The organism is Corallococcus sp. CA053C (genome assembly GCF_003611675.1).
Classification (GTDB): Bacteria; Myxococcota; Myxococcia; order Myxococcales; family Myxococcaceae; genus Corallococcus.
The window spans coordinates 59,975-85,583 of the sequence record NZ_RAWA01000003.1 but is presented as its reverse complement, the minus strand read 5'-3'; the positions used below and the strand labels follow the sequence as shown (position 1 = coordinate 85,583).

The 25,609-nt window shown below is 70.0% G+C and carries 21 protein-coding genes; 14 read left to right on the top strand and 7 right to left on the bottom strand.

The window, feature by feature from the left end; translation table 11 throughout:
• The first annotated feature begins 85 nt into the window (after nt 1–85).
• Genes D7V97_RS01055 through D7V97_RS01045 form a run of 3 tightly spaced genes read left to right on the top strand, consistent with a single transcriptional unit; the run spans nt 86 to nt 5,144 of the window.
• Complete coding sequence (locus D7V97_RS01055) at nt 86–865, top strand: TetR/AcrR family transcriptional regulator (RefSeq protein WP_120608695.1); 780 nt, start codon at nt 86–88, stop codon at nt 863–865.
• Nucleotides 862–1,971 carry an efflux RND transporter periplasmic adaptor subunit gene (locus D7V97_RS01050; protein ID WP_120608694.1) on the top strand — a complete coding sequence of 370 codons (1,110 nt, stop codon included), beginning with the start codon at nt 862–864 and terminating at the stop codon, nt 1,969–1,971. The genes D7V97_RS01055 and D7V97_RS01050 overlap by 4 nt, the downstream gene beginning before the upstream one ends.
• Nucleotides 1,972–2,024: 53 nt before the next feature.
• The gene (locus D7V97_RS01045) at nt 2,025–5,144 is read left to right on the top strand and encodes an efflux RND transporter permease subunit (RefSeq protein ID WP_120608693.1); all 3,120 of its coding nucleotides are present in this window, start codon (nt 2,025–2,027) and stop codon (nt 5,142–5,144) included.
• 73 nt (nt 5,145–5,217) lie between these two features.
• Here D7V97_RS01045 and D7V97_RS01040 read toward each other — a convergent pair whose 3' ends face one another.
• A complete protein-coding gene (locus D7V97_RS01040) occupies nt 5,218–5,967 on the bottom strand; it encodes a hypothetical protein (protein WP_120608692.1) in 750 nt (249 codons plus the stop codon).
• A 45-nt stretch (nt 5,968–6,012) separates the two neighbouring features.
• Between D7V97_RS01040 and D7V97_RS01035 the strand changes: the two genes are divergently transcribed.
• Entirely contained in the window at nt 6,013–6,606 is a 594-nt protein-coding gene (locus D7V97_RS01035; RefSeq protein ID WP_120608691.1) for a TIGR02265 family protein, read from the top strand.
• A 31-nt stretch (nt 6,607–6,637) separates the two neighbouring features.
• Here D7V97_RS01035 and D7V97_RS01030 read toward each other — a convergent pair whose 3' ends face one another.
• Nucleotides 6,638–7,057: a hypothetical protein gene (locus D7V97_RS01030; protein ID WP_120608700.1), complete on the bottom strand. Its 420-nt coding sequence runs from the start codon at nt 7,055–7,057 to the stop codon at nt 6,638–6,640.
• A 201-nt stretch (nt 7,058–7,258) separates the two neighbouring features.
• Nucleotides 7,259–7,462, bottom strand: a complete 204-nt coding sequence (locus tag D7V97_RS01025) for a cold-shock protein (protein ID WP_120537647.1) — start codon at nt 7,460–7,462, stop codon at nt 7,259–7,261.
• A gap of 319 nt (nt 7,463–7,781) precedes the next feature.
• Here D7V97_RS01025 and D7V97_RS01020 point away from each other — a divergent pair, with 319 nt between their 5' ends.
• Nucleotides 7,782–8,330 (top strand): hypothetical protein, encoded by a 549-nt coding sequence (locus D7V97_RS01020; protein WP_233582441.1) that lies wholly within the window; start codon nt 7,782–7,784, stop codon nt 8,328–8,330.
• 84 nt (nt 8,331–8,414) lie between these two features.
• Here the strand turns inward: D7V97_RS01020 and D7V97_RS01015 are convergent, their stop codons facing one another.
• Both D7V97_RS01015 and D7V97_RS01010 read right to left on the bottom strand, forming a co-directional pair.
• Complete coding sequence (locus tag D7V97_RS01015; protein WP_120608690.1) at nt 8,415–10,922, bottom strand: sodium-translocating pyrophosphatase; 2,508 nt, start codon at nt 10,920–10,922, stop codon at nt 8,415–8,417.
• Nucleotides 10,923–11,220: 298 nt separating this feature from the next.
• On the bottom strand, nt 11,221–12,630 hold the full coding sequence (locus D7V97_RS01010; protein ID WP_233582440.1) for a hypothetical protein: 1,410 nt from the start codon (nt 12,628–12,630) through the stop codon (nt 11,221–11,223).
• A gap of 477 nt (nt 12,631–13,107) precedes the next feature.
• Here D7V97_RS01010 and D7V97_RS01005 point away from each other — a divergent pair, with 477 nt between their 5' ends.
• The 4 genes from D7V97_RS01005 (at nt 13,108) to D7V97_RS00990 (ending at nt 19,984) form a co-directional block, all read left to right on the top strand.
• Entirely contained in the window at nt 13,108–14,097 is a 990-nt protein-coding gene (locus D7V97_RS01005; protein WP_120608688.1) for a substrate-binding domain-containing protein, read from the top strand.
• 121 nt (nt 14,098–14,218) lie between these two features.
• Nucleotides 14,219–15,253, top strand: a complete 1,035-nt coding sequence (locus D7V97_RS01000; protein WP_120608687.1) for a Virginiamycin B lyase — start codon at nt 14,219–14,221, stop codon at nt 15,251–15,253.
• Between the two features lie 139 nt (nt 15,254–15,392).
• A complete protein-coding gene (locus D7V97_RS00995; RefSeq protein ID WP_120608686.1) occupies nt 15,393–18,149 on the top strand; it encodes a hypothetical protein in 2,757 nt (918 codons plus the stop codon).
• Nucleotides 18,150–18,199: 50 nt separating this feature from the next.
• Complete coding sequence (locus D7V97_RS00990; protein ID WP_147444628.1) at nt 18,200–19,984, top strand: DUF4397 domain-containing protein; 1,785 nt, start codon at nt 18,200–18,202, stop codon at nt 19,982–19,984.
• A gap of 94 nt (nt 19,985–20,078) precedes the next feature.
• Here the strand turns inward: D7V97_RS00990 and D7V97_RS00985 are convergent, their stop codons facing one another.
• The gene (locus tag D7V97_RS00985; RefSeq protein WP_120608684.1) at nt 20,079–20,591 is read right to left on the bottom strand and encodes a hypothetical protein; all 513 of its coding nucleotides are present in this window, start codon (nt 20,589–20,591) and stop codon (nt 20,079–20,081) included.
• A 91-nt stretch (nt 20,592–20,682) separates the two neighbouring features.
• A complete protein-coding gene (locus D7V97_RS00980; protein ID WP_120608683.1) occupies nt 20,683–22,029 on the bottom strand; it encodes a short-chain fatty acid transporter in 1,347 nt (448 codons plus the stop codon).
• 76 nt (nt 22,030–22,105) lie between these two features.
• Between D7V97_RS00980 and D7V97_RS00975 the strand changes: the two genes are divergently transcribed.
• The 5 genes from D7V97_RS00975 to D7V97_RS00955 all read left to right on the top strand — a co-directional run bounded on the left by D7V97_RS00975 (nt 22,106) and on the right by D7V97_RS00955 (nt 25,597).
• Nucleotides 22,106–23,578 (top strand): ATPase domain-containing protein, encoded by a 1,473-nt coding sequence (locus tag D7V97_RS00975; RefSeq protein ID WP_120608682.1) that lies wholly within the window; start codon nt 22,106–22,108, stop codon nt 23,576–23,578.
• Between the two features lie 14 nt (nt 23,579–23,592).
• Nucleotides 23,593–23,979 (top strand): response regulator, encoded by a 387-nt coding sequence (locus D7V97_RS00970; RefSeq protein WP_120608681.1) that lies wholly within the window; start codon nt 23,593–23,595, stop codon nt 23,977–23,979.
• A 10-nt stretch (nt 23,980–23,989) separates the two neighbouring features.
• The gene (locus tag D7V97_RS00965; RefSeq protein WP_120608680.1) at nt 23,990–24,811 is read left to right on the top strand and encodes a hypothetical protein; all 822 of its coding nucleotides are present in this window, start codon (nt 23,990–23,992) and stop codon (nt 24,809–24,811) included.
• A 128-nt stretch (nt 24,812–24,939) separates the two neighbouring features.
• Nucleotides 24,940–25,347 (top strand): hypothetical protein, encoded by a 408-nt coding sequence (locus tag D7V97_RS00960; protein ID WP_120608679.1) that lies wholly within the window; start codon nt 24,940–24,942, stop codon nt 25,345–25,347.
• Complete coding sequence (locus tag D7V97_RS00955) at nt 25,340–25,597, top strand: DUF5985 family protein (RefSeq protein ID WP_120608678.1); 258 nt, start codon at nt 25,340–25,342, stop codon at nt 25,595–25,597. The genes D7V97_RS00960 and D7V97_RS00955 overlap by 8 nt, the downstream gene beginning before the upstream one ends.
• Nucleotides 25,598–25,609: the final 12 nt, after the last annotated feature.

Genomic DNA, 25,609 nt, shown 5'->3' with positions numbered 1-25,609 from the left:
CCGCCGACACGCCCCCCGGATTCCTGACCCGGCGTTCAGGAACGACTGTTTTATTTCTGACCGGCGGGTTAGGAATGCGCCCGTCATGTCCCGCCCCGCAGACCCGAAGGCCCGGAACGCGCTCATCGGAGCGGCGCGCGCGGAGTTCGCGCGCAAGGGGCTGAAGGGCGCGCGCATCGGGGACATCACCGCCGCCAGCGGGCTGTCCAAGGGCGCCTTCTACCTGCACTTCCCCTCCAAGGAGGCCCTCTTCGGGAGCCTCGTGAAGGCCTTCCTGGGAGAGCTGGAGCGGGTGAGCCAGAAGCGCGGGGAGTGCCTGGAGCGCTTCCACGCGCAGCACGGCCCCCCGGGCCCCGCGGACGTGGCCGCGCGCACGGAGCGCTACCAGGACTTCCTGCGGATGGAGGCGGAGCAGGACCTGGAGATGCTGGAGCTCATGTGGTCCAGCCGCGAGGTCCTCACCGCGCTCATCGTCGGCTGCCAGGGCACCTCCTTCGAGTCCGTCATGTGGGACCTGGTGGACCGCGAGGTCGACCGCATCGCCCGCGAGTACGGCCACCTGTGGGGCTGCGGGGCGGAGGCGTCGGACGTGGATCCGCGCCTCTTCGGCTCCTTCGTCGTGGGCACGTACCTGCTGCTGGCCCGACAGATGGGTCGCCTCACCCAGAAGCCGGACCTGGCCACCTGGGCCTCCAGCCTCCAGCGCCTGATGCACGAAGGCACCGCGCCCCGGCAGCCCCTGCCCGCGCCCATTTTCATGGCGGGCCCTGCCGCCGTCTCCGCCCGCACGCCTCCTGCTCCTTCCACGCGCCGGCGTCACGCCCGCGCGGCCAACCCGCACCGTCCTCCGAGGAAACGCCCGTGAAAACGTCCACGAAGCCCACCGCCTCCCGCGCCTTCGCCGCCGTGGGCGTGGCCGCAGCGCTCGCACTCACCGCCTGCGACAAGGCGAACGCGTCCGCTCCGCCCCCCACCGCCGACAAGGCCGCCGCCGACAAGGCCGCGCCGGCCGTGAAGGTCGTCTCCGCCCGCACCGAACAGGCCTCCGCCTCCGAGGAGGTCACCGGCACGCTGTTCCCCGCCCAGGGCCTCCAGGTGGGCTTCGAGGTGGGCGGCCGCCTGGAGGCGGTGCGCATCCAGAAGGGGCAGGCCGTGAAGAAGGGCGACGTGCTCGCCCAGCTCAACTCCGAAATCGTGGACGCGCAGGTGGCCGGCGCCGAGGCCGCGGTCGCCGCCGCGGAGGCCGCCGCCTCCATCGCGAAGGACGCCGCCGAGCGCAACGAGAAGCTCAGCGCGGGCGGCGGCATCAGCGAGTTGCAGCACCGCAGCTCCACCGCGAGCGCCGCGCAGGCCCAGGCGCAGGTGCTGGCCACCAAGGCGCAGCTGTCCCAGGCGCGCGCGTCGCGCCGCCGGCACGACCTGAAGGCGCCCTTCAACGGCACCCTCATCGAGTCCCCGGACCAGACGGGCGCCACGGTGGCCCCGGGCACGCCGCTCTTCACGCTGGAGCAGCTGGACACGCTCGTCTTCCGCACCACGGTGGCGGAGTCCGCGCGCGCGCTGCTCAAGCCGGGCGCCAAGGTGCGCGTGGTGTCGCTGGGCGGCGGCGCGTCCACGGATGAAGCGGTGGTGCGCACCATCCTGCCCTCCGCGGACCCCACCACCCGCCGCGTGCCGGTGGAGATTTCGGTGCCCAACGCGGACGGCCGCTTCGTGGCCCACACGCTGGCGCGCGCGATGCTGAAGCTGGGCGACATGAAGGACGCCCAGGTGCTCCCCACCACGGCGCTGTCCTCCTCCAACGGGGACCACGTGCTCGTCGTCAACGGCGGCGCGCTGCAGCGCGTGGACGTGCAGGTGCTGGAGCGCCGCGACCGCGAGGTGGTGGTGCTGGCCCCGTCCGCCCTCCAGCAGGTCGTGGACTATCCCACGCCCGCCATGTCCCCCGGCAGCCGCGTCTCCGTGAAGTAGCCCGCCGCCGCCCCTTTTCGCCGCGGCCCTGCGCGCGGTGACGTGAGCCCTTCATGATTCTCAGTGATGTTTCCATCCGTCGGCCGGTGTTCACGGCCATGCTGTCCCTGTTGCTCGTGGTGCTGGGGCTGATGGGCCTCAAGCGCCTGGGCACGGACCTCTACCCGGACGTCAGCTTCCCCGTGGTGGTGGTCAACACCCTCTACAAGGGCGCGGGCCCGGGCGAAATCGAGACCCAGGTCATCAAGCCCCTGGAGGACGCGGTCGCCGGCATCAGCGGCGTGGACAAGATCCACTCCTTCAGTCGTGAGAACGTGGGCACCGTCATCGTGTCCTTCACCCTGGGCACCAGCCTGGACACCGCCGTGCAGGACGTGCGCGACAAGGTGGGGCAGGCCGTCAACAAGCTGCCCACCGACGCGGAGGCCCCCATCGTCAGCCGCGTGGACCTGTCCGCCACGCCCATCCTCACCTACGCCGTCTCCGCGGACATGCAGTCCCAGGCGCTGCGCAAGCTCCTGGATGACCGCATCAAGCCCGCGCTCGCGCAGATCGCCGGCGTGGCAGAGGTGCGCATCACCGGCGGCGACACGCGCGAAATCCACGTGGACCTGGACCTGGACAAGGCCCGCGCCGTGGGCGTCACGCCCGCGCAGGTGGCCCAGCGCATCGGCACGGAGAACCTCAACCTGCCCGCGGGCCGCCTCCAGCTGGGGCCCAACGAGCTGACGGTGCGCTCCATGGGCGAGTTCACCAGCGTGGACGACCTGCGGATGCTGCCCGTCGCGCGCAGCGCCACGGGCGCGCAGGTGCGCCTGGAGGAGATCGCCACGGTGACGGACAGCGTCGCCGAGCGCCGCACCACCGCGCGCCTCAACGCCCGCGACGCCGTGGTGCTCGAAATCGTGAAGCAGCCGGGCTCCAACACGGTGGCCGTCAGCGACGGGGCGAAGAAGACGCTCGCGCAGATGGGGCCGGTGGTGGGGCAGGGCTTCCAGGCCACGCTGCTCATCGACCAGTCGGAGCTCATCCGCGCCAACACCCACGAGGTGTGGATCGCCATCATCTTCGGCGGCCTGATGGCGGTGCTCATCATCCTGATGTTCCTGCTGGATCCGCGCGGCACGTTCATCTCCGCGCTCGCGCTGCCCACGTCCGTCATCGGCACGTTCTTCGTGATGTACGTGCTGGGCTACTCGCTCAACCAGATGACGCTCCTGTCGCTGTCGCTGGCCATCGGTCTGCTCATCGACGACGCGGTGGTGGTGCGTGAGGCCATCACCCACCGGCTGGAGCAGGGCGAGGACCCCATGAGCGCCGCGTCCAACGGCACCCGGGACGTGGGCCTCGCGGTGCTCGCGACCACGCTGTCCCTGGTGGCGGTGTTCATCCCGGTGGCGTTCATGCCCGGCATCGTGGGCCAGTTCTTCAAGCAGTTCGGCATCACCATCTCCGTGGCCGTGGTCATCTCGCTGTTCATCTCCTTCACCCTGGACCCCATGCTGTCCGCGCGCTTCGCCAAGGCGCGCAAGCCGGGCGAGGTGCACCACGAGGCCGCCGTGTTCCGCGCGCTGCGCCGGTTCCTGGAGGGCACGGAGAACACCTACGCGCGCATCCTCGGCTGGGTGCTGCGCCACAAGTGGACCACCGCGGGGCTCACCCTGCTGGCGCTGGTGCTGTCGTTCGGCGCCGCCAGCACGCTGGGCGCGGAGTTCATGAGCCCGGAGGACCGCTCGCAGCTCATCGTCGAATTGCAGCTGCCCGACTCCGCCAGCCTCGCGCAGACCACGGAGCGCGCCGCGGAGGCGGAGAAGCTGATCAAACAGATTCCGGAGGTCACCGACATCTACACCACCGTCGGTCCCAACGGAGACGTCTACAAGGCGCGCATGCGCGTGCTCACCGTGGCCAAGGACGCGCGCAAGAAGAGCATCCCGGTCATCAAGGAAGAGGCCCGCGCGCTGCTCGTGCCCAACCTGGTGTCCACCGCCATCACCCTGTCGGACCCGCCGTCCATCGAAGGCCTGGGCGACTGGTACCCCATCATGGTCCGCGTGGTGGGCCCCGACCTGAAGAAGGTCAACGAGGAGGCCGAGCGCGTCGCCGGCATCCTGCGCGGCCTGGGCACGTCCGATGTGCGCGTGGACTCCAACCCGGCCAAGCCGGAGCTCCAGGTGCAGATTGACCGGGCGCGCTCCACGGACGTGGACCTGTCCGCGGCGGCGCTCGCCACGCAGCTGCGGCTCGCCATCGACGGTGACGTGTCCGCCAAGCTGCGCGAGGGCACCGACGAGACGGACATCCGCGTGCGGCTCCAGGAGCGCGACCGCGCCAACCCGGAGCGCGTGCGTCAGCTGATGATCTCCACCCCCAAGGGGCTGCGGCAGGTGACGGACGTGGCGAACGTGTCGCTCAAGGATGGCCCCAGCGTCATCGAGCACGAGAACCGCGAGCGCCAGGTGGCCGTCGTGTCGCAGCTGGCCAAGGGCGCCGCGCTGGGCGACGTGGCCACGAAGCTCAAGGCCGCCATCTCCGCCAAGCCCCTGCCTCCGGGCTACGCCATCGTCTACGACGGGCAGATCAAGAGCCTGGATGAGCAGAACGACGCGTTCGGTGCCGCCTTCGGCCTGGCCTTCGTCTTCATCTACATGGTGCTCGCCAGCCAGTTCGAGTCCTTCAAGCACCCCTTCACCATCATGGTGTCGCTGCCGCTGGCGCTCGTGGGCGCGCTGCTGGGACTCGTCGTCACCAACTACCACCTCAGCCTGGGCGCGATGATTGGCGTCATCCTGCTGATGGGGCTCGTCACCAAGAACGCCATCCTCCTCATCGACGGCGCCCTGCACCACCTGCGCGAAGGCGACACCGTGGACGAGGCCCTGCTCAAGGCCGGCCCCCGCCGCCTGCGCCCCATCCTCATGACGAGCGCCGCGATGGCCATCGGCATGGTGCCCACCGCCGTGGGCACGGGCACCGGCTCCGAGTTCCGCGCCCCCATGGCCATCGCCGTCATCGGCGGCGTCATCACCTCCACCTTCCTCACCCTGCTGGTGGTGCCGGTGGTGTTCGCGGGCATGGAGAAGCTGTCCTTCGGCCGCAAGAAGCCCAAGACGCCGGGCACGCACGCCACGACGCCCGTGGACGTGCACGTGGCGCCCGACCGCGCGGCCTGAGCCGCGTCACCGTTCTGTTGAGCCAGGGGCGCGAGGGGACCTCCCTTCGCGCCCCTGCTGTCCTTGAAGGCCCTCAGCGCAGGTACAGCGGGGCCTGCGCGGCCCGCACGCGCTGGCGCAGCGCCTGGCCCTCCGGCGTGTCCGGGAAGAGGCCGCCCCACGCCAGCGTCAGCCGCTCCCCCACGGGCTTCCAGGCCACGTGGCCGCGCATGCGCACGGGCTCGTAGCTCGCGCGGCCGGGGGGCAGGTGGCGCGCGTCCGGCACGCCGAAGACGGTGTAGTAGGTGAGGTCCGGCGCCTTCGCCTCCTCCAGCCGGTGCAGCCCGCTGGGGACCAGGCAGGTGACGTCCGCGGTGTGCCAGTCCCCCTCGCGCGCCACCTCCACCGCCAGGGGCCGGAAGCACATCCGCGCCGGCGGACAGCCCAGCTCCCCCGCGGTGAGGAAGTCGTAGTCCAGCCGGACCACCTGGAGCACCTCGTCCACGTCCGGGTGGCCCCGGGACGTGAAGCCCCACGCGCCCCCGTCCTGCTTGTGGGAGCGGATGCCGTAGGCCCCGTAGAAGACGTTGTACCAGGGGCTCTCCGGGTCGAAGTACGCCGAGCACCCGGAGCCCTGCGGGAAGTCCCCCACCGTGAAGACGACCACCAGGTCGAAGGGGTGCTTCAGCTTGAAGGAGTCGAAGCTCTCGCGCGCCACCGCGCCCAGGCTGCCCGGCACCGCGGGCACCGGCGTGGCCACGCCCGCGCGGGTGAGGAAGTCGTCGCGCCCCGGCAGCGGCGTGGCGCGCATGGCCAGCAGGGCCAGTTCCCGTTGCAGTCCCATGGGGTGCCTCGCGTGAAGTCCGTCCGGCGGCCTACACTAAGCCGCATGCCCGAAAAGCTCGTGTTCGAGCACACCCTGGAAGGGCTCTTCGTCCGGGCGCTCGCCGGGCGGATGACCCCGGTGCTCCGGGAGCGCCTGCGCACGGTGGGGGTCGACCTGGACCGCAAGCTCCAGCCTGCCTACAGCTTCGACACCTGGTGCTCCGCCGTGCATGTCTCCGCGCGGCTGCTGCACGCGGATCTCCCCGCCGACGTCGCCCTGGCGCGCCTGGGGGAGTCCATGGTGGAGGGCTACCGGACCACGGTGCTCGGACGCGCCCTCTTCAGCGTCCTGCAGCTCATGGGACCCCGGCGCGGGGTGGCGCGCGCCCAGCAGGTGTTCCGCTCGGGCAACAACTATACACAGACACGGATGACGGACCTGTCACCCTCGTCGCTGGAGCTGTGGATGAATGAAGCAGGTTTCATCCGGGCCTTCACGCAGGGGGCACTCCTGGCGGGCTTGCGCGCCACTGGTGCCGCGGAACCTCGCGTGGAGGTGTATGCCTTTACCGAGGCGGATGTGACCTACCGGGTGTCTTGGACTGACCCGGGCCCGGGTGCCCGTCTCCGGCCTGGGACCGGAGACGGGGCTCCCTGAGAGCCTTTTCCCGCGGACGGCGGGCGAGACTTCAGCGACCGGCGGAAGCGTACCCGTCGCCGGTGAGCGACAGCCGCGAGCGCGCCTTGGCGAGCTGGTTCTGCGCTTCCTCCAGCGACACGCAGTCCACCGTGATGTCGTCGTTGGGGGACGCTTCCGACGCCACCCGGGCCGTCTGCAGCCGCGCGATGGTGGAGTCCGACACGTGGGCGCACATCACGCAGCCATTCTTTCGACCGTGGCTGATGACCTCGGAGAACAGGCTCGCTGATTCCGGCTCCAGCGGGCGCAGGCCCCGCATGTCCGCCAGCACCAGGTGCCGCCCACCGTTGTAGCTGTCCGTGGCCTTCCGATAGACGGCCACGTACTCCTTCATCTCATTCGGCCGCATGAAGCCGCTCATGCGGGCGGTGATGGTCTTGCGGCTCACGTCATTGGTCACTTCAAACATGGTGCGCCCTCCCTCGCGGAACAAAGCCTAACAGACGTCTTTCGAACTTTCACCAGCCCCCCCTCGTAATCTCGGGAGGTTGGAAGGTTTGAAAGGGATTGCGCGTTTTCCCTTCTCGACGGGTTGTAAAAATGAAGAAGCCCGGTCGCGCGCACGCGAGACCGGGCTTCCGGGACCAGGGCAGGAGCCCGGGAGGGGTGATCAGGCGGCGCGGACGTTCTGGGCCTGGAGGCCCTTGGGGCCGCGCGTCACCTCGAACTCCACCTTCTGGCCCTCGGCCAGGGTGCGGAAGCCATCCATGTTGATGGCGCTGTGGTGGCAGAACACGTCCTCACCACCGCCGTCCTGCGTGATGAAGCCAAAGCCCTTCGCATCGTTGAACCACTTCACCGTACCGGTAGCCATGAATCGTCTTCTCTTTGTTGGTGGGGCGCGGCACCACCCGCCCGGGGGCGGTCGGTCCTCTCGAAATGTGAGGGCCTGAGTGCGAACAGAAGTCTGCCCGGCGGGGCAGGGTGGATGGAAGCCCCCCTGCCCACCAGCCAACAGTTCAACGGGTAGGAAGCAGGCCCACCCTCCCCCAAGGCTGAAGCAGCCTCCAGCAGGCCCAAGCAGGCGGGCAGGGCGGCGGCGAGGGCCCGCGTCCCGGGCCGGAGGCGTGGCTACCGTTGGCGTCAGGGGCCCGTCCCCCCAAGGCGCTTGGGACGGAGGAGAGGAGCACGTCATGTACGAGGTCCAGGCCGTGGAGTCGCTGCCGCCCGTTCCCCCGCGCCCCGAGCGCGCCGTGCACCGGGAGTGGCGCCGGCTGGTGGACCACAGCGCGGCGGCGGGCATCCTGTCGCGGCCCCTGCTCGGTGGCCGGCTGCCGCTGCGCCGCGTGGTGCCGCAGGACGTGCACTCGCTCCTGGACTACTCGGGGGGCGCCGCGCTGGTGGTGGCGGGCATCGCGTCCGGGGGCGGCGCGGCGAAGGCGGCCGGCTGGGTGCTGGGCGGCGCCGCGCTGGGCGTGTCGCTGCTCACCGACTACCGGCTGAGCCTCACGAAGCTCATCCCCATCGAAGCGCATGAGATTTCGGACTACGTCTACGGGCTGGGGGCGGTGGCCGCGCCCTTCGTGCTGGGGTACGCCAAGCGCCACCCCGCCGTGGCCGCGGTGCACGTGCTGGTGGGCCTGTCCGCGGTGGTGGCGTCGCTGTTCACCGACTACCGCTGCCAGACGGGCATGCACCTGGGCGGGGAGCTGGCCACGGATCCCGAAGGCATCGGCGGCTGACCTCCCGAGCCTGGGACCGCTGAAAAGAAGAGCGGCGGGGCGCCCTGGGGCACCCCGCCGCCGTTCACAACTCGCGCCGCTGACTCAGGCCGCCTTGACCTGCGCCTCGGACTTCAGCTCGTCCGAGACCACGCTCTCGATGCGCATGCCGTAGAAGCTGCGGTACACGAAGAACATCGACAGGACGAAGAACACCGCGGAGAAGACGCGCAGCAGCGTGCCCTGGCCCGCGGCCTCCAGCTCCACGGACAGCTCCACCGCGAGCAGGCCGAACAGCGTGGTGAACTTGATGACCGGGTTGAGGGCCACCGACGAGGTGTCCTTGAACGGGTCGCCGACCGTGTCGCCCACGACGCAGGCCGCGTGCAGCTCCGTGCCCTTGGCCTTCAGCTCCGTCTCCACCAGCTTCTTCGCGTTGTCCCACGCGCCGCCGGCGTTCGCCATGAACACGGCCTGGTACAGACCGAAGATGGCGATGGAGATGAGGTAGCCCACGAAGAAGTAGGCCTCGAAGCAGGCGAAGGCGAGCGTGCTGAAGAAGACGCCCAGGAAGATGTTGATCATCCCCTTCTGCGCGTACTGGGTGCAGATCTCCACCACCTTCTTGGAGTCAGCCACGCTGGCCTTCTCCACGCCCTCCAGCTTGATGTTCGCCTTGATGAACTCCACCGCGCGGTAGGCGCCCGTGGACACCGCCTGCATGGAGGCGCCGGAGAACCAGTAGATGATGGCGCCGCCGGTGATGAGGCCCAGCAGGAAGGGCGCGTGCAGGAGCGACAGGTTCTGCGTGTTGGCCGCGTTGAGGACCTGGAGGCCCGCGCTGTTGGTCGTGGTTCCGACGAGCAGCACGATGATGGAGAAGATCATCGTCGTGGCGCCCACGACGGCCGTACCGATGAGCACCGGCTTCGCGGTCGCCTTGAACGTGTTGCCCGCGCCGTCGTTCTCCTCCAGGAACTGCTTGCCCTTCTCGAAGTCCAACGCGAAGCCGAAGTCCTTCTGGACCTCCGCGTGCACGTTGGGGACGTTCTCGATGAGGGACAGCTCGTAGACGCTCTGCGCGTTGTCCGTCACCGGCCCGTACGAGTCCACCGCGATGGTGACCGGGCCCATGCCCAGGAAGCCGAAGGCCACCAGGCCGAACGCGAACACCGCGGGGGCAATCATCAGCGCGCCCACGCCCATGGTGCTGAACCAGTAGGCCAGACCCATCAGGCCCGCGATGATGAGCCCCATCCAGTACGCGGAGAAGTTGCCCGCGACCAGGCCGGAGATGACGTTGAGCGACGCGCCACCCTCGCGGCTGGCCTTGACGACCTCGCGAACGTGACGGCTCTCCGTGGAGGTGAAGGCCTTGATGGCCTCCGGGATGATGGCGCCGGCCAGGGTGCCGCAGGTGATGATGGCCGACAGCTTGATCCACAGCGAGGTGTCACCGCCGATGTCCGGGATGAGCAGGTAGCTGACCACGAACGTCAGCGCCACGGACACGATGGACGTCAGCCACACCAGCGCGGTGAGCGGCGTCTCGAAGTTCATGTGGTCCGCGTTCTTGTAGCGGGCGCTCTGGACGGCGTCGTTGATCCAGTAGGACACCAGCGAGGCCACCACCATCACGATGCGCATCATGAAGATCCACACGAGCAGCTGGACCCGGTACTCGCCACCCACCGCGAGCAGGATGAACGTGATGAGCGCCACGCCGGTGACGCCGTAGGTCTCGAAGCCGTCCGCCGAGGGGCCCACGCTGTCGCCCGCGTTGTCGCCGGTGCAGTCCGCGATGACGCCGGGGTTGCGCGCGTCGTCTTCCTTGATCTTGAAGACGATCTTCATCAGGTCGGACCCGATGTCGGCGATCTTCGTGAAGATGCCGCCCGCGATGCGCAGCACGGACGCGCCCAGCGACTCACCGATGGCGAAGCCGATGAAGCACGCACCCGCGAAGTCCGCCGGGACGAACAGGAGGATGAAGAGCATCAGCAGGAGCTCCGTGCTGATGAGCACCATGCCAATGGACATGCCCGCCTGCAGCGGGATGGCGTACGTGGGGTAGGGCTTGCCCCGCAGGGACGCGAACGCCGTGCGGCTGTTGGCGAACGTGTTCACCCGGATGCCGAACCAGGCCACGCCGCAGCTGCCGGCGATGCCCACGAGGCTGGCGAACAGGATGATGGCCACGCGGCCGGCTTCCATGTGCCGCAGGAAGCCGAAGTAGCCCACCATCACGGCGCCAATCAGCACCCAGAGGACGATGATGAACTTCAGCTGCGTCATCAGGTACGTCTTGCACGTCTCGTAGATGAGCTCGGAGATCTCCAGCATCGCCCGGTGCACGGGCATCTTCTGGAGGCTGGAGTACTGGAGGAAGCCGAAGACGAGGCCGAAGACACAGACGGCGATACCGGACATCAGCAACTGCTGTCCGTTGAGGCCGCCAATGAAGGTGACGGAGCGGAAGTCGGGGAGGACCAGGTCCGCCTCGCTCGCGCTCGCGGTGGTACCGGCCAGCAGCGCCAGCAGTCCGAGGACCCGCGTGGCCGTGCCGGTGACACTCTTCCGGAGAGCGTCCATCCGTGGAACGGTGGGTGTCATGGGGTGCAACCTCTCACGTGACTCAAGGGAGTGATGTCGAGGGGTTGGCCGCCTGCGTTCGAAATAAATCCCCCGCCGGCGCTTCAGCGCAGCCTCGCCCTTCAAGACCAGACGGCCCTTGAAGGCTGGTCGCGTTTATCACGGCCGAAAGGCAGAAGTCGAATTCAGGGAAAACATGCCGCATCCCGTCAAGCGGAATACCGGGGGGACGGGCGGGTGCGTCACCCGGCGGGTCGGACGCACGCCGGGCTTCAGCGGACAGGCCTGTTCAATTCAAGACACCTGAAGACAGACCTGTTCAGGGGTTCAGGCGCAGGAGGAAGCCGTCCTGCGACCGCTGGGACGGGCCCTCTTCCGGCGTGGGCCGGCTCAGGCCGCCCGCCAGGAGCACCGCGCCGGAAGCGTCCACGGTCACGGTGCGGGCGCTGGAAGGGGTGCCGGCGCTGGCAAAGCCTCGCACCCAGAGGGACGTGCCCTCATCCGGCAGCAGCCTGGCGACATACAACCCGGGAGGCAGGTCGGTGCCGCCCAGGGCCCGGCCGCCGTCGTGGCTGCCGGCCACCGTCACCTGGCCCGCCTCGTCGGTGGCGACCATGGGGGCCCCGGTGGGGAAGGTGCGCGCCCAGCGCTGGCCGCCCCCGGCGTCGTAGGCCAGGAGGAAGCCGTCGTGCGAATCCGCGCGGTGCCACGCGTCCTTGAAGTAGAGCCGGCCGCTGAAGCCGCCGCCCACGAAGACGCGGTCCGGGCCCACCGCCACGGACAGCGCGCTGCCGTCGGTGCCGCGCACGTCGTGGCTCCACACGTGGTCGCCGTCGTGCGTGAGCTTCACCACGAAGGGCGTGTGCTGGCGCACGGTGAGGAACGTGGCGTCGCCGAAGGACACCGCCCCCGCGTAGCCGCCCACCACGTGCACGTCGCCGAAGACATCCACCGCGACCGCGCGCGCGGAGACCTCGCCCTCGCCCACGGGCATCCACACGCGGCTCCAGCGCTGCTCACCCTTCGGGCCCACGCTGAGCGCGAAGCCCGCGTGTCTGCCACGGGGCGCCGTGCGCGGGCCTTCACCGAAGTCGCGCTGGCCGGTGAAGTCCCCCACCACCACCGCGCCGCCGTCGTTGTCGGACGTGACGGCGTTCACCGTGACGGGCCCCTCGCCCGGCAGCGAGCGCACCCAGTCCAGCGCGCCCCCGCCCGTCAGCCGGGCCAGGAACGGCCCTTCGGGCAGCGTCGCGCCGTCGCGGGTGAAGCCCGCGGAGGTGCCTGAGAGAAAGATGTGGTCGCTGGCGTCCACGGCCAGCCCGCCCACGCGGGCCGCTTCCGCGCTCCGGGGCGTCCAGCCCCGGGCCCACTTGAGCGTGCCTTCCGAAGAGAACCGCGCCACCAGCAGGTGTGGCGCGACGACATTGCGGTCGAAGGGCAGGGGCCCCGCCCCCAGATTGATGGGCTCCTGATAGGTCGCTGCCACGAGGACGTCCCCGTTGGAGGTCACCACCGCGTGCGGCGCCTGATGATCCCCAAGCATCAGGGTCCGCGACCACGCTCGGGCCTCCACGCCCTCTTGCGCCACCTGTCCGCCCACTTCGCCGAGCACCGGGATGCGCGGTGTCGTAGCCCGGGCTTCCCCGCACCCCACGAGGAAGAGTCCCCCTACGCACACCGCCATCCGAAACCACGCCACCGTCGCCACCCCGTCCCGGTCTCGACCCACCAACCCCGACTCCCCTGCCCTTCAACCGCGCCCCGACCCTTCTGCAAGCGCGTTGCCAGGGCCCTCATCCGAAGGTGTTCCCTCTGGGGCCGGGGCGGGCCCCCGTTCGCGAGGGCAGGGTGTCTGTCCTCCAGCCGGTAAATCCTCCCGTTCGGAATCGCACGAACGGTAACGAACGACGCCCGCGGCCGTGTCGCGGGCGCGTGAGGGATTGTGCTTCCCCTCGCAAGAAACAATCCGCCCGCGCGGCGTGACCTGACGCATGCAGGGATTTGACGAAGTTGAGTCATGTCCTCGTCTGCCATTGAGGCATCTTCCCTTCCGTCGAATCCGGGGGGGAACCGGGGTCGATGGCTTTTCCGTCACAGCCAGTCTCTCAGGACCGCGCGAGGCGGAAGGGCCGGGGTCCGCCCGGTGACAGACACGGGCTTTCTGAAGGCTGTTCAACCTGCATCAGGCACCAACCAGGAGCTGTCCATGAAGACGACGATGAAGTGGGTGATGTCCGTCGCTGTGGCCGCGATGTCGGTCGTGGGTTGTGGTGGCGAGTCGGCCACCGCGGGTGAGCCGCTGGAGTCGGTGGTGCAGGAGCTGGGGCCGAACCGGGAGTTCTACGGCTCGGACACCCTGAAGGACGCGATGATCGCCGCCAGCCTCGCCTCCAGCGCCAACCTGAACGTCCAGGGCAAGGGCTCCGGCGTGGGCGAAGGCTGTCTGCGTGACGGCTCCGCGGGCTACTGCACCGCGCGTCAGCAGGCGCTCGCGCCGATGTCGCGCGACTTCAAGGCGCCCTGCCGCACGGGCGAGCGCAGCAACATCATCGCGCTGGACGCGGTGAACGCGTTCGTGAACTCCAGCAACCCGCTGACGGACATCTCCCTGGCGGACCTGCGGAAGATCTACTTCGCCACGGACAGCGCGGGCGTCGCCGTCCCGGGCTCCTGCGTCAGCACCCTCACGAAGTACCGCCGCGACGACCTGTCCGGCACCACGGACACGTTCAAGTCGCTGGTGGGTGGCGGCACCTTCTGCCCCGGCGTCATCGTCGTCTCCGACGGCGCCCTGCCGGCGGCCTGCGCCGGTGAGACCAGCGCCACGAAGTGCATTGGCAAGCTGACCGCGACGGACGCCAACGCCATCGGCTACTCCGGTGACTCGGCCAGCCGCACGGGCAACAAGGCGCTCAGCGTGAACAGCATCGCGCCCTCCGTGACCAACGTCCGCAAGTTCCTCACGGACAAGGCCAACGCCTACCCGCTGTCCCGCGCGCTCTTCCTGAACGAGAGCACCACCAACACCCGTTCGACCAACGAGCGCATCCTCTACGCGTACGCCTACAGCGCCGCGAACAAGCAGGCCTTCGAGAACATCCTGGTCAACCAGGGCTTCATCGCCTGCGACACCACCGGCGCGCTGAAGTGCGGCGGCACGAACAACGACGGCAAGGGCGCCGGCCTCTGCCAGTAGTCCCCCGCTGAATCCCAGGCAGGACGCAGCACCGGGCCGGGAGGGTGACCCCTCCTGGCCCTTCCGCCGTGGGCCGCCCGCCGTAACCCCACCCCCGCTGTCACCCGGAGAACCCGAAGCCATGCGTTCCATCGTCACGTTGCTCGTCGCATCCTCGACCCTCATCGGCGCCCCCGCGCTCGCTGACTCCGCCTCTCGCGATGCGAGCCCGTCCTGGGTCTGCCAGAAGCCCGGAGGCACCGTGGGCGCCCTGAAGGAGATCGCGCTCGCCCCGGGCTCGGAGCCCCTGGGCATCACCGTGGGACCGGACCTGAAGCTGTGGTTCACCCAGGCCGGCAGCAACACCCTCGGCCGCGCCACCCGGGACGGCCAGGTGACCCAGTTCGCCCTGCCCACCCCTTCCGCCTCGCCCCAGAACATCACCCCGGGCCTGGACGGCAACCTCTGGTTCACCGAGCTGAGCGTGGACCAGGTGGGCCGCATCACCCGCGACGGGGTCGTGACGGAGTTCAAGCTCCCGGAGCGGGGCTCGGCTCCGTTCGGCATCACCGCGGGCCTGGACGGCAACGTCTGGTTCACCGAGGTGACGGGCAACCGCATCGGCCGCATCACCCCGGTGGGCGTGGTGACCGAGTACGCCATTCCCACGCTGGCCTCGCAGCCGCGCGGCATCAGCCTGGGCGTCGACGGGAACATCTGGTTCACGGAGCTGGCCGGCAACAAGATTGGCGTCATCTCTCCGGCGGACGGCAGCCTGCGGGAGTTCAGCCTCCCCACGCCGGACAGCGGCCCCAGCGCCATCGCGCCGGGCCTGGATGGCGCCATGTGGTTCACCGAGCAGTTCGGCAACAAGGTGGGCCGCATCACCCCGGCGGGCGTGGTGACCGAGTACGCCATCCCGACCGCCGACAGCGGTCCCGCCGCGCTGTCCGTCGGCGCCGACGGCAACGTCTGGTTCGTCGAGCAGTTCGGCAACAAGGTGGGCCGCATCACCCGGGCCGGGGTCATCACCGAGTTCGAGCTCCCGACCCCCGACAGCCTGCCCTCCGGCATCTCCTTCGGACCGGCGGGCTTCTTCTGCCTGGATGGCGGTGTCTGGTTTACCGAGCGCTTCGGTGACCGGCTTGGCAGGCTTCAGGTCGTCACGACGCCGTGACGGCAGGTGTTGCAAGGACTTGTCAAAGAAAGACAGGTCCCCGGCGGTAGGGTGCCGTTCGTGATGGGCGCCCTGCCGCGTCGTTCTCCGACGGCGGGGTGTCTGGCCAACGCCATCGACGGACGAGGGGCCCGAACACATGCAGATGACACGCAAGGGGTGGGTGCCAGGTCTGACCTGGGGAGTCCTGCTGTGGGCCGGGGTGCTCGCGTCGGGCTGTTCTTCCGAACCCCCTCCGACGCCGGCTCCACCTCCGCCCGCGCCCGAGGTCGTCTGTCCGCCCGCGCGTTCGGGTGAGCGCATCCCGATGCGCGCCGGGGCGCCCGCCGTGACGTTCACGGAGACCTTCGACGGGCTGAAGGCCCGCGTGGATGCGCAGTGCGGCCAATGCCACGCGCCGCCCAACGCCACGGGAGGCTTCCAGTACGGCGCCAGTCTGGAAGGACTGAAGAAGGACGGGGCGAGGATGGCCCTGAAGGCATCCCAGGGGGAGATGCCCCCGCTGGCCACGCCCGAACAGACGAAGCAGGCGGTGGCGCTGGCGTGCGCGCTCAACGCGTGGCTGGGCCAGGGGGCGCCCACGGGTGCGTTCACGGGGAGCTGCGAGAGCACGGCCACGGGCGGGGTCGCCGTGACGGCCGAGGTGGCGGCGGCGATGACCGACCTGGGCCACTGCGTCCCCGACGTCACGAAGCAGGAGCTGTTCGGGAGTGACCCGGACAAGGACGCGGCCTTCGCGGCGCTCACGAAGCTGCCGCCCCTGCTGTCCGACACGGACACGGACATCGCGACCTTCGACGTGCGGAAGCTGGCGGCGCACGGCACCTTCGCCTTCGCGCCCACCTATCCGCTCTTCTCGGACCACGCCAAGAAGCTGCGCCTGGTGCACGTGCCGGCGGGCCAGTCCATCCGGTACGACGCGGAGACGAAGAAGTTCCACATCCCGCCGAACACGCGCTTCTACAAGACGTTCTTCAAGTCCGTGGCCGGGAAGGATGGCTACGTGCGCTACCTGAAGATCGAGACGCGCCTCATCGTCGTCCGTGAGCCCTGGAACCAGTCGCTCTTCGGCACCTACCTCTGGAACAACGAGGGCACCGTCGCGCAGCTGCATGACCTGCGCTACCGCGACGGGGAGCCGTTCTCCGACCGCGTCCTCGTCTACACGGAGCACGAGGGCACGGGGAAGACGCGCAACTACGCCATCCCCGGCGCGCACCGCTGCGTGAACTGTCATTCCGGCTCCGAGGGGCAGAACTTCGTGCTCGGCTTCACGCCGCTGCAGCTCAACCGCCGCGCCGCGGGCGAGGCGGGCGTGGACGTGAGCGCGAACATCCAGGAGGACGAGCTGGGCCAACTCGAGCGGCTGGTGCGCCTGGGCGTCATCACCGGACTGCCGGCGTCCGCCACGCGGCAGGAGCTGAAGGGCCTGCTCCCGACGCTGGAGGGGTTCGCGCGGCAGGCGGTCCCGGAGGGGCAGGCGGCCCCGGGCAAGGAGGCCCTGGAGCTGCAGGGCTACTTCGTCGGCAACTGCGCGCAGTGCCACAACCCGAACGGGTTCGCCGTGCAGAGCAACCCCGCCATCGCCTCGCTGGACTTCTCCGCGGGCGGCATCCTGTTCGGCTGGAACCCCTGTGGCGTGAAGGAGAGCAACGGCCAGCGCAGCTACGCCGTCTGTGACGACGGCGCCCAGCCTGACTTCTTCCTGAAGGACCTGCTGCTGAAGACCCCCAGCAGCACGCTCTACCAGCGCGTCGCGCGGGACACGGATGCCCGCATCATCCACATGCCCGCCAACGTGCCCGGCGTCGACTGCCGCGCCGCGCTGCTGATGGCGCGCTACATCGGCTCCCTGGAGTGGAAGGGCGAGGCGGGCCTCACGGCGGAGGAGCGGACCGCGAAGAAGCAGGAGCGCCTGCGTCAGGCGGCGCAGGCCGTGGACGCCTCCTGCACGAACCCCAGCGACGTGCGGTGGATCACCGAGGACTTCACGGACAAGGTGCCCTACGAGCCGCGCAACCCGCGGTGGAGGGACGCCATCGGGAAGCCTCCCTATGAGCACCTGACCCGCTACCCCATCACGCCGGAGCACGAGCAGCTGGCTCGGAAGTCCTTCCCCACGAACTGGTGGGTGGGCAAGCCCGGCTGCTCCTTCCCGACCCAGTCCGCCCCGGAGCCCATCGAGCCGTGGATGCTGGATACGCTGGGGCGGCCCCGCTACAGCTGGGGGCGGCTCTACCAGTCCACGCCGGGCGCCACCGCCTTCCAGGGCATCTGCGCCAACTGCCACTCGCGCGCGGGCGACGGCCAGAGCGGCGCGGCCAAGACGCTGGTGGCCCTCAACGGCGCGCGCGTGGCCAACCTCACCGCGGGCCTCTTCGGTTCGACGAACGGCACCCGCAACCTGGTGCCCTTCGAACAGGAGTACGGCCCGCATGGCGGCGCCCGCTACCTGCTCTGGATGGCCGGCGGTGGCACGACGGTCCAGTTCACCGAGGAGTTCATGCAGGCCTGGGTGAAGTACGGCGAGGTGGACATCGACTTCTCCGCCGACACGCGGGACTGGGCGTCGTGGGGCGCGAACATGCTCGGCGCGGCACGCGGCGCCTGCGACCTCATCCGGCAGGGGAAGTTCGGCACCGCCACCCCGCCCAGCGCCAACGTCACGGCCGTGGGCGGAACGACAATGTGGACGCAGGTCTGCACGCTGGACAACCCCCTGACGGATGGCATCCGCGACGGCTCGGACACGGCGGCGCTCCAGGAGTGGCTGCGGCACTCGGAGTTCAACGTGGGCGTGATGGCCTACTTCTTCCTCCGGGATGAGCTGTCCGCGAACCCACCGGGCTGGATCTACCCGCTGCGCAACGAGTGCGAGAAGCGCGGCACCCCCTGACTTCCGCAACACCCACTCCCGGAAGGGAAGAACGCGTGATGAGACACAGCTTGAGGACACTCTTGTGGGTGGTCGGCCTGGGCCTGACCACGGTGCTGGCCGGGTGCGATGCCGTTGAATGTCGCGACGCCTTCGACTGCCGCGACCAGGACCCGGCCCCCGCGGGCCAGGTGTGGACGTGCCGGGAGGAGAAGTGCGTGGCCGCCACCCCGACGACGCCGGACGCCGGTGCGGATGCCGGGGCGGACGCGGGGCTGGACGCCGGTGTGGATGCCGGGGCGGACGCGGGGCTGGATGCCGGTGTGGATGCTGGCGTGGACGCGGGGACGGATGCCGGCGTGGACGCGGGGACGGATGCGGGTCCGGTCGCCACCGCGTACGTCCGCGTCGTCAACGCGCTCTACGAGGGCAACTTCGACGATGCCAACACCCCGTGGGACGCGGCCCGGTACCGGATGGATGTCCATTCGAGCGCCACCTCCCAGGCCGTGTTCACCGGCGTGGAGCCGGGAGACCTGGGCACGAAGGACTTCGTCCCGGTCGCGCCGGGCACGAACCTCACGTTCTCCCTGCGCAAGGCGGGCGCGGCCCCCACGGAGCCCGCGCTGGCGACGACCGCGGCGGTGACGCTGGCGGACGGAGACCGGCTGACGCTGATGGCGATGGGCGGAGTGGCGAGCGTGGGCACGTCGGAGGTCAACGCACCGAAGCTCCTGGCGCTGAAGGACAACGCGTTCGGCGCCGTGCCGTCCGGCGAGGTCCGGGTGCGCCACGTGACGGCGGACCAGGTGATCGCGGACTTCTTCCCCCGGCTCCTGAAGACGGGCTCGGGCGAGGAGCTCCCGGAGGTCACGCCCTTCACCGCGGATCCGGAGGTGAAGGGGCGGGCCATTCCGGAGACGACGACCCGGCTGCTGGTGCGAGGCAGCATCGACAGCCCGGAGCCCTCGCAGAGCGGGGAGGTGGGCTTCACGCTGCCGGCCGGAGCGCTGGTGAAGGGGACTGCCTACTACGTCGTGTCCTCGGGTGATGACCGGCGGGCCATGAATGATCCGGGCGCTTCCTCCCTGCTGCTGATCCCCGCGGGGAAGAACGGTGCCCTCCGCCTCAAGCGGGACCCGCTCCTCTACTTCTTCCACGCGCTCGTGAACGGCGAGTCGTTGAAGGTGGGCAGCCAGGGCGTGCCCATCGCCACGGGCTTCCGCTACGGGAATGATCCGGCCGTCGGCGACCTCCCGGCGAGCCCCACGGGGCACGCGCTGACGTTCTCCCTGGAGTCAGCCCCGGGCACGACCGTGTTGGACACCTTCCAGACGGGCCCGTTGGAGGCGGGCCGCCGCTACCTGGTGGTCGTGAGCGGGCTGGCGGGACAGACGGGCGCCGCGGGGCCCCGGGCCTTCGTCGTCGCGGACACCTTCGCGTCGGACGCGCAGGATGCGCGCGTGCGGTTCGTCAACGCCTGTCCTTCCGCTCCCGCGCAGGGCATTGGCTTTGGCTACTTCGACGTCGCGGGCGACGGCTCCAGCCGGGGGACCACGTTCACGAGCGTCATCCCCGACGTGACGTATGGCGCGGTGGGCGGTCCCGCCACCGGGGCAGCCTTCCCCGCGCCGACGGGCACCGACACGACAGGCTCCTACTTCCACTACGCCATCCGGGGGCTGGTGGGCACCACGGTCACGGAGCGCTCCGTGAAGGGCCCGCTCATCACCCGGCCCCACCTCTTCGTGCTGATGGGGGATTGGACGACGGGTCCGAGGTTCCGGGCGCTCAACCTCCGCAACAACAGCTGGACCGCGCTGACGCCCCGGGGCGACGAAGTCTTCAAACCGTAGGCTGCCCTTGAAACGCCGACGCCCGCGCGGGTCGCCCTCATGGGGACCTGCGCGGGCGTGCGTGCCATGCAAGTGATTGCGGCCAGGCAGACGACTACAGCACCTTCACCGGCACTTCCTTGAGCACCTTGTCGCCGCGCATGATGACGACGGTCCACGCGCCGGGCTTCGCCAGCTTCACGCCGGTCCACTGCCGGGCGCGCCAGCCTTCACCCTTCACCTTCACGTCCTTCGTCTCGCGCACGGTGGCGCCCTGCTTCACCTGCACCGTGAGGTCGTCGATGGAGTCGCCCTGGGGCACCAGGTAGCTCTGCCACAGCATCACGGAGGTGCCCGCCTTGACGCCCTCGGGGCCCACCTCGGTGATGCACTCGAACTTGTTGGCGCCTTCCTTGGCCACCTCGGTGCACAGCTTGGCTTCCACCAGCACCGGGCCCTGGCCCTGGCCCTTGTAGAAGTAGTTCCAGGTGTCGCGCACCGCGTCCGCGCTGGGGGCCTTCACGGCCTCACCCGCGGGGGCCGCCGGGGCCGCCGCATCCTGCGCTCCCGCGACCGTCGCCACACCCAGCACCGCGCACAGCACGCTTCCGTTGATCAAGCTCTTCATGTTCCGGGGTCCCCTCGTTTGGTGTTGAAGCGGGCCGGCCCACGTCCGGCCACGTGGGGACGTGTCTACCATGAAACACCCGCTTCCCGTCCTACCCGAAGAGGAAGAAGCCCAGGGTCACCAGCGGCAGGTAGGCGAGGAACGCCACCAGGAGGAAGCCGAGGATGTCCTTGAACTCCAACCGCGCCACGGCCAGCAGCGGCAGCGCCCAGAAGGGCTGGATGAGGTCGGTGGCCATGTCGCCCCACGCATACGCCAGCACCACCTTCTCCGGCGCCACGCCCAGCCGGCCCGCGGCCTCCAGCAGGTAGGGCGCTTCAATGGCCCACTTGGAGCCGCCGGAGGGCACGAAGTAGTTCACCACGCCGCTGTACAGGTACACGATGGCGGGGAACGTCTCACGCGTGGAGAGCGACACGAACAGCTCTCCGATGCGGTCCGTCAGCCCCGTGGCCTTGAAGATGCCGTAGATGCCCGCGTACAGCGGGAACTGCAGCACGATGCCGTGCAGCACGCCCGCGGCCTCCTCGCTCGCCTTGAGCAGCCGCGCGGGCGTGCCGTGCAGCAGCACCGCCAGCACCAGGAACGTGAAGTTCACCACGTTGAGGTTGAGCGCGCGCCAGCCGCCGTGCAGCCACAGGTGCCGGCCAAACCACACCAGGCCCAGCACGCCGAAGATGACATTGAGCAGCCACGCATGATCCAACCACTCCGCGGGGCTCAGCTTGCCGGATGGCCTGGAGGGCGGGGTGAAGTCCCCCAGCTTCTCCAGCACCTGGGGCTCCACGCGCACGGTGCGCTCCGGGGACGGGTGCAGCGCCCAGGCGAGCGCGGTGAGCAGCGCGACGGCGGCCAGGGTGAGGCCGATGTTGAAGGCGGAGAACAGCGTCCGGTCGATGGGGATGATCCCCAGCTGCTTCTCCAGGAAGTGGCCCGGCGTCGCGACGAGCAGCGGGGCGGAGGCGGACAGGCCCGCGTGCCACGTGGCGCCCAGGCCGAAGTACGCGCACGCCACCAGCAGCCGGTAGTCCACGTCCGGGCGCCGCCGCGCGATGAAGCGCACCAGCATGGCGCTGGCCACCAATGACAGTCCCCAGTTGAAGTACGCGAGCGCCATGGACACGAAGGCCATCAGGGCCGTGGCGCCGCGGGGGCTTTGGGGCAGGCTCGCGACCTTCTCCAGGAGCGCCTTCACCGGCGCGGTGAGGGCGAGCAGGTAGCCGGTGAACATCACCAGCGCCATCTGCATGGAGAACGTGAGCAGCTCCCAGAAGCCGCCGCCCCACGCGTCCAGCACGGCCGTGGGCGGGGCGCCCACCCAGCCCAGGGCGAGCGCCATCGTGAGCAGGGTGAGCAGCACGGCGATGGCGAACGCGCTGGGCACGAAGCGCGAGGAGAAGCGGCCCAGGCCTTCAGCGAGCCGGACGAGGGTTTCCACGGGGCGGACTCCAGGCGGGCAGGCGCCCCAAAAACGCCGGGGCGACATGCGCGGTTTTACGGTATGAGCGGTCGCCATGTCCCCTACCGAGCAGCACCCTCCCGTCTTCGACCGCATCGTGACAGGCGTGCCGGGACTGGACCCCATCCTGGGCGGCGGGCTGGTGGCGTCGGGCGTCTACATCGTCGTGGGGGAGCCGGGCGCGGGGAAGACCCTCCTCGCCAACCAGCTCTGCTACGAGCAGGCGCGCCTGGGCACGCGCTGCCTCTACGTGACGCTGCTGGCGGAGTCCCATTCGCGCATGCTCGCGAACCTGCGGAGCATGTCGTTCTTCGACGCCTCGCAGCTGCCGCAGCGCATCTACTACGTCAGCGGCTTCCGGGTGCTGGAGGAGCAGGGGCTGCCGGGCCTGCTGGAGCTGTTGCGCCGGGAGATGCGCAACCACGGCGCGGGCATCCTCGTGCTGGACGGGCTGGTGCAGGCGCAGGAGGCCGCGGGCAGCAGCCGCGACTTCAAGAAGTTCATCCACGAGCTCCAGGTGTCCGCCGGCCTGTCGCGCTTCACCGCGCTGCTGCTCACGAGCAGCGTGGGCCCCACCGTGCACCCCGAGTACACGATGGTGGACGGCATCCTGGAGCTGCGCGAGCGCACCGTGGCCATGCGCTCGTGGCGCGAGCTGCAGGTGCGCAAGTTCCGGGGCAGCGCGAGCCTCAGCGGTTCGCACCACTTCCGCATCTCCGAGGCGGGCGTGGAGGTGTTCCCCCGCCTGGAGTCGGTGGTCAGCCGCGCGCAGCCGCCGGACTGGGGCACGCAGCGCGTGCGCTTCGGCGTGCCCACGCTGGACGCGATGATCCCCGAGGGCATCGCGGCCGCGTCCACCACGCTGGTGATGGGGCCTCCCGGCTGCGGAAAAACCATCCTCGGCGCGAGCCACCTGGCCGAAGGCCTGCGCCTGGGCGAGCCCGGCCTGATGGTGAGCTTCTACGAGGGCCCGGACCGGCTGCTGCACAAGGCGGCCAACGTGGGGCTCGCGCTGGGCACCGCGGTGAAGGACGGCCGGCTGGCGCTGCACTGGAACATGCCCGCCGAGTGCAACCTGGACCTGGTCGCGCACACGATGCTGGAGGACGTGCGCAAGCGCGGCGTGAAGCGCCTGTTCGTGGACGGCCTGAGCGCGATGGTGGAGACGTCCCACGAACCCGCGCGCATCAGCCCCTTCTTCGCCGCGCTCACGCAGGAGCTGCGCCGCAACGGCGTGACGACGTTCTTCACGCTGGAGACGCCCCGCCTCTTCGGCCCGGACATGGACGTGCCGCTGGGCACCGGCCTGTCCGGCGTGGCGGAGAACCTGCTGTTCATGCGCCACCTGGAGCTCAACGGCCGGCTGCGGCGGCTGCTCTCCATCTTCAAGCTGCGGGACGCGGACTACGACCCGACGCTGCGCGAATTCCTCATCACGCCCCAGGGCATCGAGGTCCAGCCTCCGTTCCAGCCGTCCCCTGAGTTGCTGCTCACCGGCATCGCCCGCTTCCCGGGCAACCACTCCTGACCCCCAGAGGACCCGTGGTTCCCGCGACCGAGACCGTGCTGGTGGTGGACGACGAACAGGGCATCCTGGAGGCGCTCGCGGACCTCTTGCGGGAAGAGGGCTACCGCGTGCTGACGGCGTCTCATGGCCGTGAGGCGCTGGAGCGCATGGCGGAGGTGAAGCCGGACCTGGTGCTCACCGACTGGATGATGCCCGTGCTGGATGGCCCCGCCCTCATCGAGCGCCTCCAGCAGGACCCCACGCTGAGCCGCATCGCCGTGCTGGGCATGAGCGCCGTGGACGTCAACGGCCTCAAGCGCCTGCACCCCGGCATGGAGTTCCTCCAGAAGCCCTTCGACATCCGCGCCCTGATGAAGCAGGTGCGCAAGGTGCTGGACGCGCACCGCGCGCGGGAAGGCTGAGGCACGCGCCATGTTCCACCTGCTCAAGCTGGGCCCCGTCCCCCTCTCCCTCGGCACCACCGGGGTGTACCTGCGCATCGGCGAGGCGGGCGACCCGTCCGCCCCCGTCTTCGAACAGGAGGACGTCGCCGGCCTCCGCGCGCTCCTCGCCGGGGTGGAGGACCCGTCCCAGGTGCGGTGCGAGCCCGCGCTCGCGGACGCCGCCGCGCAGCTGGGCCTCGCCGTGGAGCCGCCCCCGCAGGCGGCGCTCTCCGCGCGCGCGGCCATCGCCACGTTCCTCGCGTGGGGCCAGCGCGGCCTGTCCGGCCTGGGCTCGGACAAGGCGCTGCTCTTCGTCCAGGCCTCCACGGAGTACTGGGACGCGAAGCCCTGGCTGCACTGGGATGACGGCCAGCCCTTCGTCGTGGACGTCACCGGCGCGCACGAACACACCTACGAGGGCTGCGTCTTCTACGCCGACGACGGCCTCACGGGCCTGGCCCTCTATGAGCGGCCCGGCGCGCTGGCGTGGCTGCTGGAGCTCCAGGTGCACGGCCAGACGGAGGAGGCCAAGGCGCTGCCCGCCATCGCCGTCTCGCTGGAGGCCACCCCCGCCTACGCCGTGGACGCCCTGGCCGCCGCCGGCCGCGTGCCCCGGCTGCCCCTGCCCCTCAAGTCCGGCCCGCAGGGCGTGAGCGTCCCCTCCAGCCTGGAGGCCCTCATCCTCGTGGCCGCCCTGCGCGCCGTGGCCCGCGTGTCGCCGGAGCAGCCCGTGGCCATCAGCAGCATGGTGGCCGGCGAGGCGCGGATGGACGTCCGGGTGCGGGCCCCGCCCCCGCGCGTCCGCAACTAGGCGGAATCAGGGGCCGCCAGCCATGACGCACCCCGCGCAGGCGGGGAGACGGGCTCGTGTGAGACTGTGAACAACCGCTGCGATGGAAAAGGTTGATTCACAAAATACCTGGGTCCATAGGTGGAGGCGTGACCGACGCCGACCTCACTCCCCGGGTCCAGCGCTTCATCACGACGCACATCGATTCCATCGAGAAGCTGGAGGTCCTCCTCCTGCTTCGGGCCCGGACGGACCGGGTGTGGACGGCGCCGGCGGTGGCCCTGGAACTGCGCATCACCGAAGCCTCCGCGGCCCGCCGGCTGGAGGAGCTCAAGGCGGCAGGGCTGCTCGTCCAGGATGGGAGTCCGGGCGAGGCCTTCCGCTTCAGCCCCGCCCAGTCGGATGACGTGAAGTCGGCCGCGGAGCTGGCGGCCAGCTACGCGGGACGGCGCGTGAGTGTGATTTCGTTCATCTTCTCCCGGCCGATGGACCGCGTGCGGGGCTTCGCGGACGCGTTCGTCTTGAAGCCGGACAAGGATGGCAAGGGCCATGGCTGAAGCGGTCTACCTCCTGTGCGCGTTGACGAGCGTGACGTGCGCGGTGCTGTTGCTGCGCGCGTGGCGGCGCACGCGGATGAAGCTGCTGCTCTACAGCGGCCTGTGCTTCAGCATCTTCACCGTCAACAACGTGCTGCTCTTCGTGGACCTGGTGCTCATCCCCGACCAGGACCTGTCGCTGGCGCGCACGCTCACGTCGCTCGTGGCCAGCGGCGTGCTGCTCTTCGGCCTCATCTGGGACGTGTCCTGAAGGACGGCACGC

Bases quoted from the DNA above. Each gene is read 5' to 3' on its own strand.
- D7V97_RS00975 (WP_120608682.1), top strand. From the start codon at position 22,106: ATGTCCCCTACCGAGCAGCACCCTCCCGTCTTCGACCGCATCGTGACA.
- D7V97_RS01025 (WP_120537647.1), bottom strand. From the start codon at position 7,462: ATGGCTACCGGTACGGTGAAGTGGTTCAACGATGCGAAGGGCTTTGGC.
- D7V97_RS01040 (WP_120608692.1), bottom strand. From the start codon at position 5,967: ATGGGACTGCAACGGGAACTGGCCCTGCTGGCCATGCGCGCCACGCCG.
- D7V97_RS01000 (WP_120608687.1), top strand. From the start codon at position 14,219: ATGCGTTCCATCGTCACGTTGCTCGTCGCATCCTCGACCCTCATCGGC.
- D7V97_RS01030 (WP_120608700.1), bottom strand. From the start codon at position 7,057: ATGTTTGAAGTGACCAATGACGTGAGCCGCAAGACCATCACCGCCCGC.
- D7V97_RS00965 (WP_120608680.1), top strand. From the start codon at position 23,990: ATGTTCCACCTGCTCAAGCTGGGCCCCGTCCCCCTCTCCCTCGGCACC.
- D7V97_RS01020 (WP_233582441.1), top strand. From the start codon at position 7,782: ATGTACGAGGTCCAGGCCGTGGAGTCGCTGCCGCCCGTTCCCCCGCGC.
- D7V97_RS01045 (WP_120608693.1), top strand. From the start codon at position 2,025: ATGATTCTCAGTGATGTTTCCATCCGTCGGCCGGTGTTCACGGCCATG.
- D7V97_RS00985 (WP_120608684.1), bottom strand. From the start codon at position 20,591: ATGAAGAGCTTGATCAACGGAAGCGTGCTGTGCGCGGTGCTGGGTGTG.
- D7V97_RS00995 (WP_120608686.1), top strand. From the start codon at position 15,393: ATGCAGATGACACGCAAGGGGTGGGTGCCAGGTCTGACCTGGGGAGTC.
- D7V97_RS00955 (WP_120608678.1), top strand. From the start codon at position 25,340: ATGGCTGAAGCGGTCTACCTCCTGTGCGCGTTGACGAGCGTGACGTGC.
- D7V97_RS01055 (WP_120608695.1), top strand. From the start codon at position 86: ATGTCCCGCCCCGCAGACCCGAAGGCCCGGAACGCGCTCATCGGAGCG.
- D7V97_RS01035 (WP_120608691.1), top strand. From the start codon at position 6,013: ATGCCCGAAAAGCTCGTGTTCGAGCACACCCTGGAAGGGCTCTTCGTC.
- D7V97_RS01015 (WP_120608690.1), bottom strand. From the start codon at position 10,922: ATGACACCCACCGTTCCACGGATGGACGCTCTCCGGAAGAGTGTCACC.
- D7V97_RS01005 (WP_120608688.1), top strand. From the start codon at position 13,108: ATGAAGACGACGATGAAGTGGGTGATGTCCGTCGCTGTGGCCGCGATG.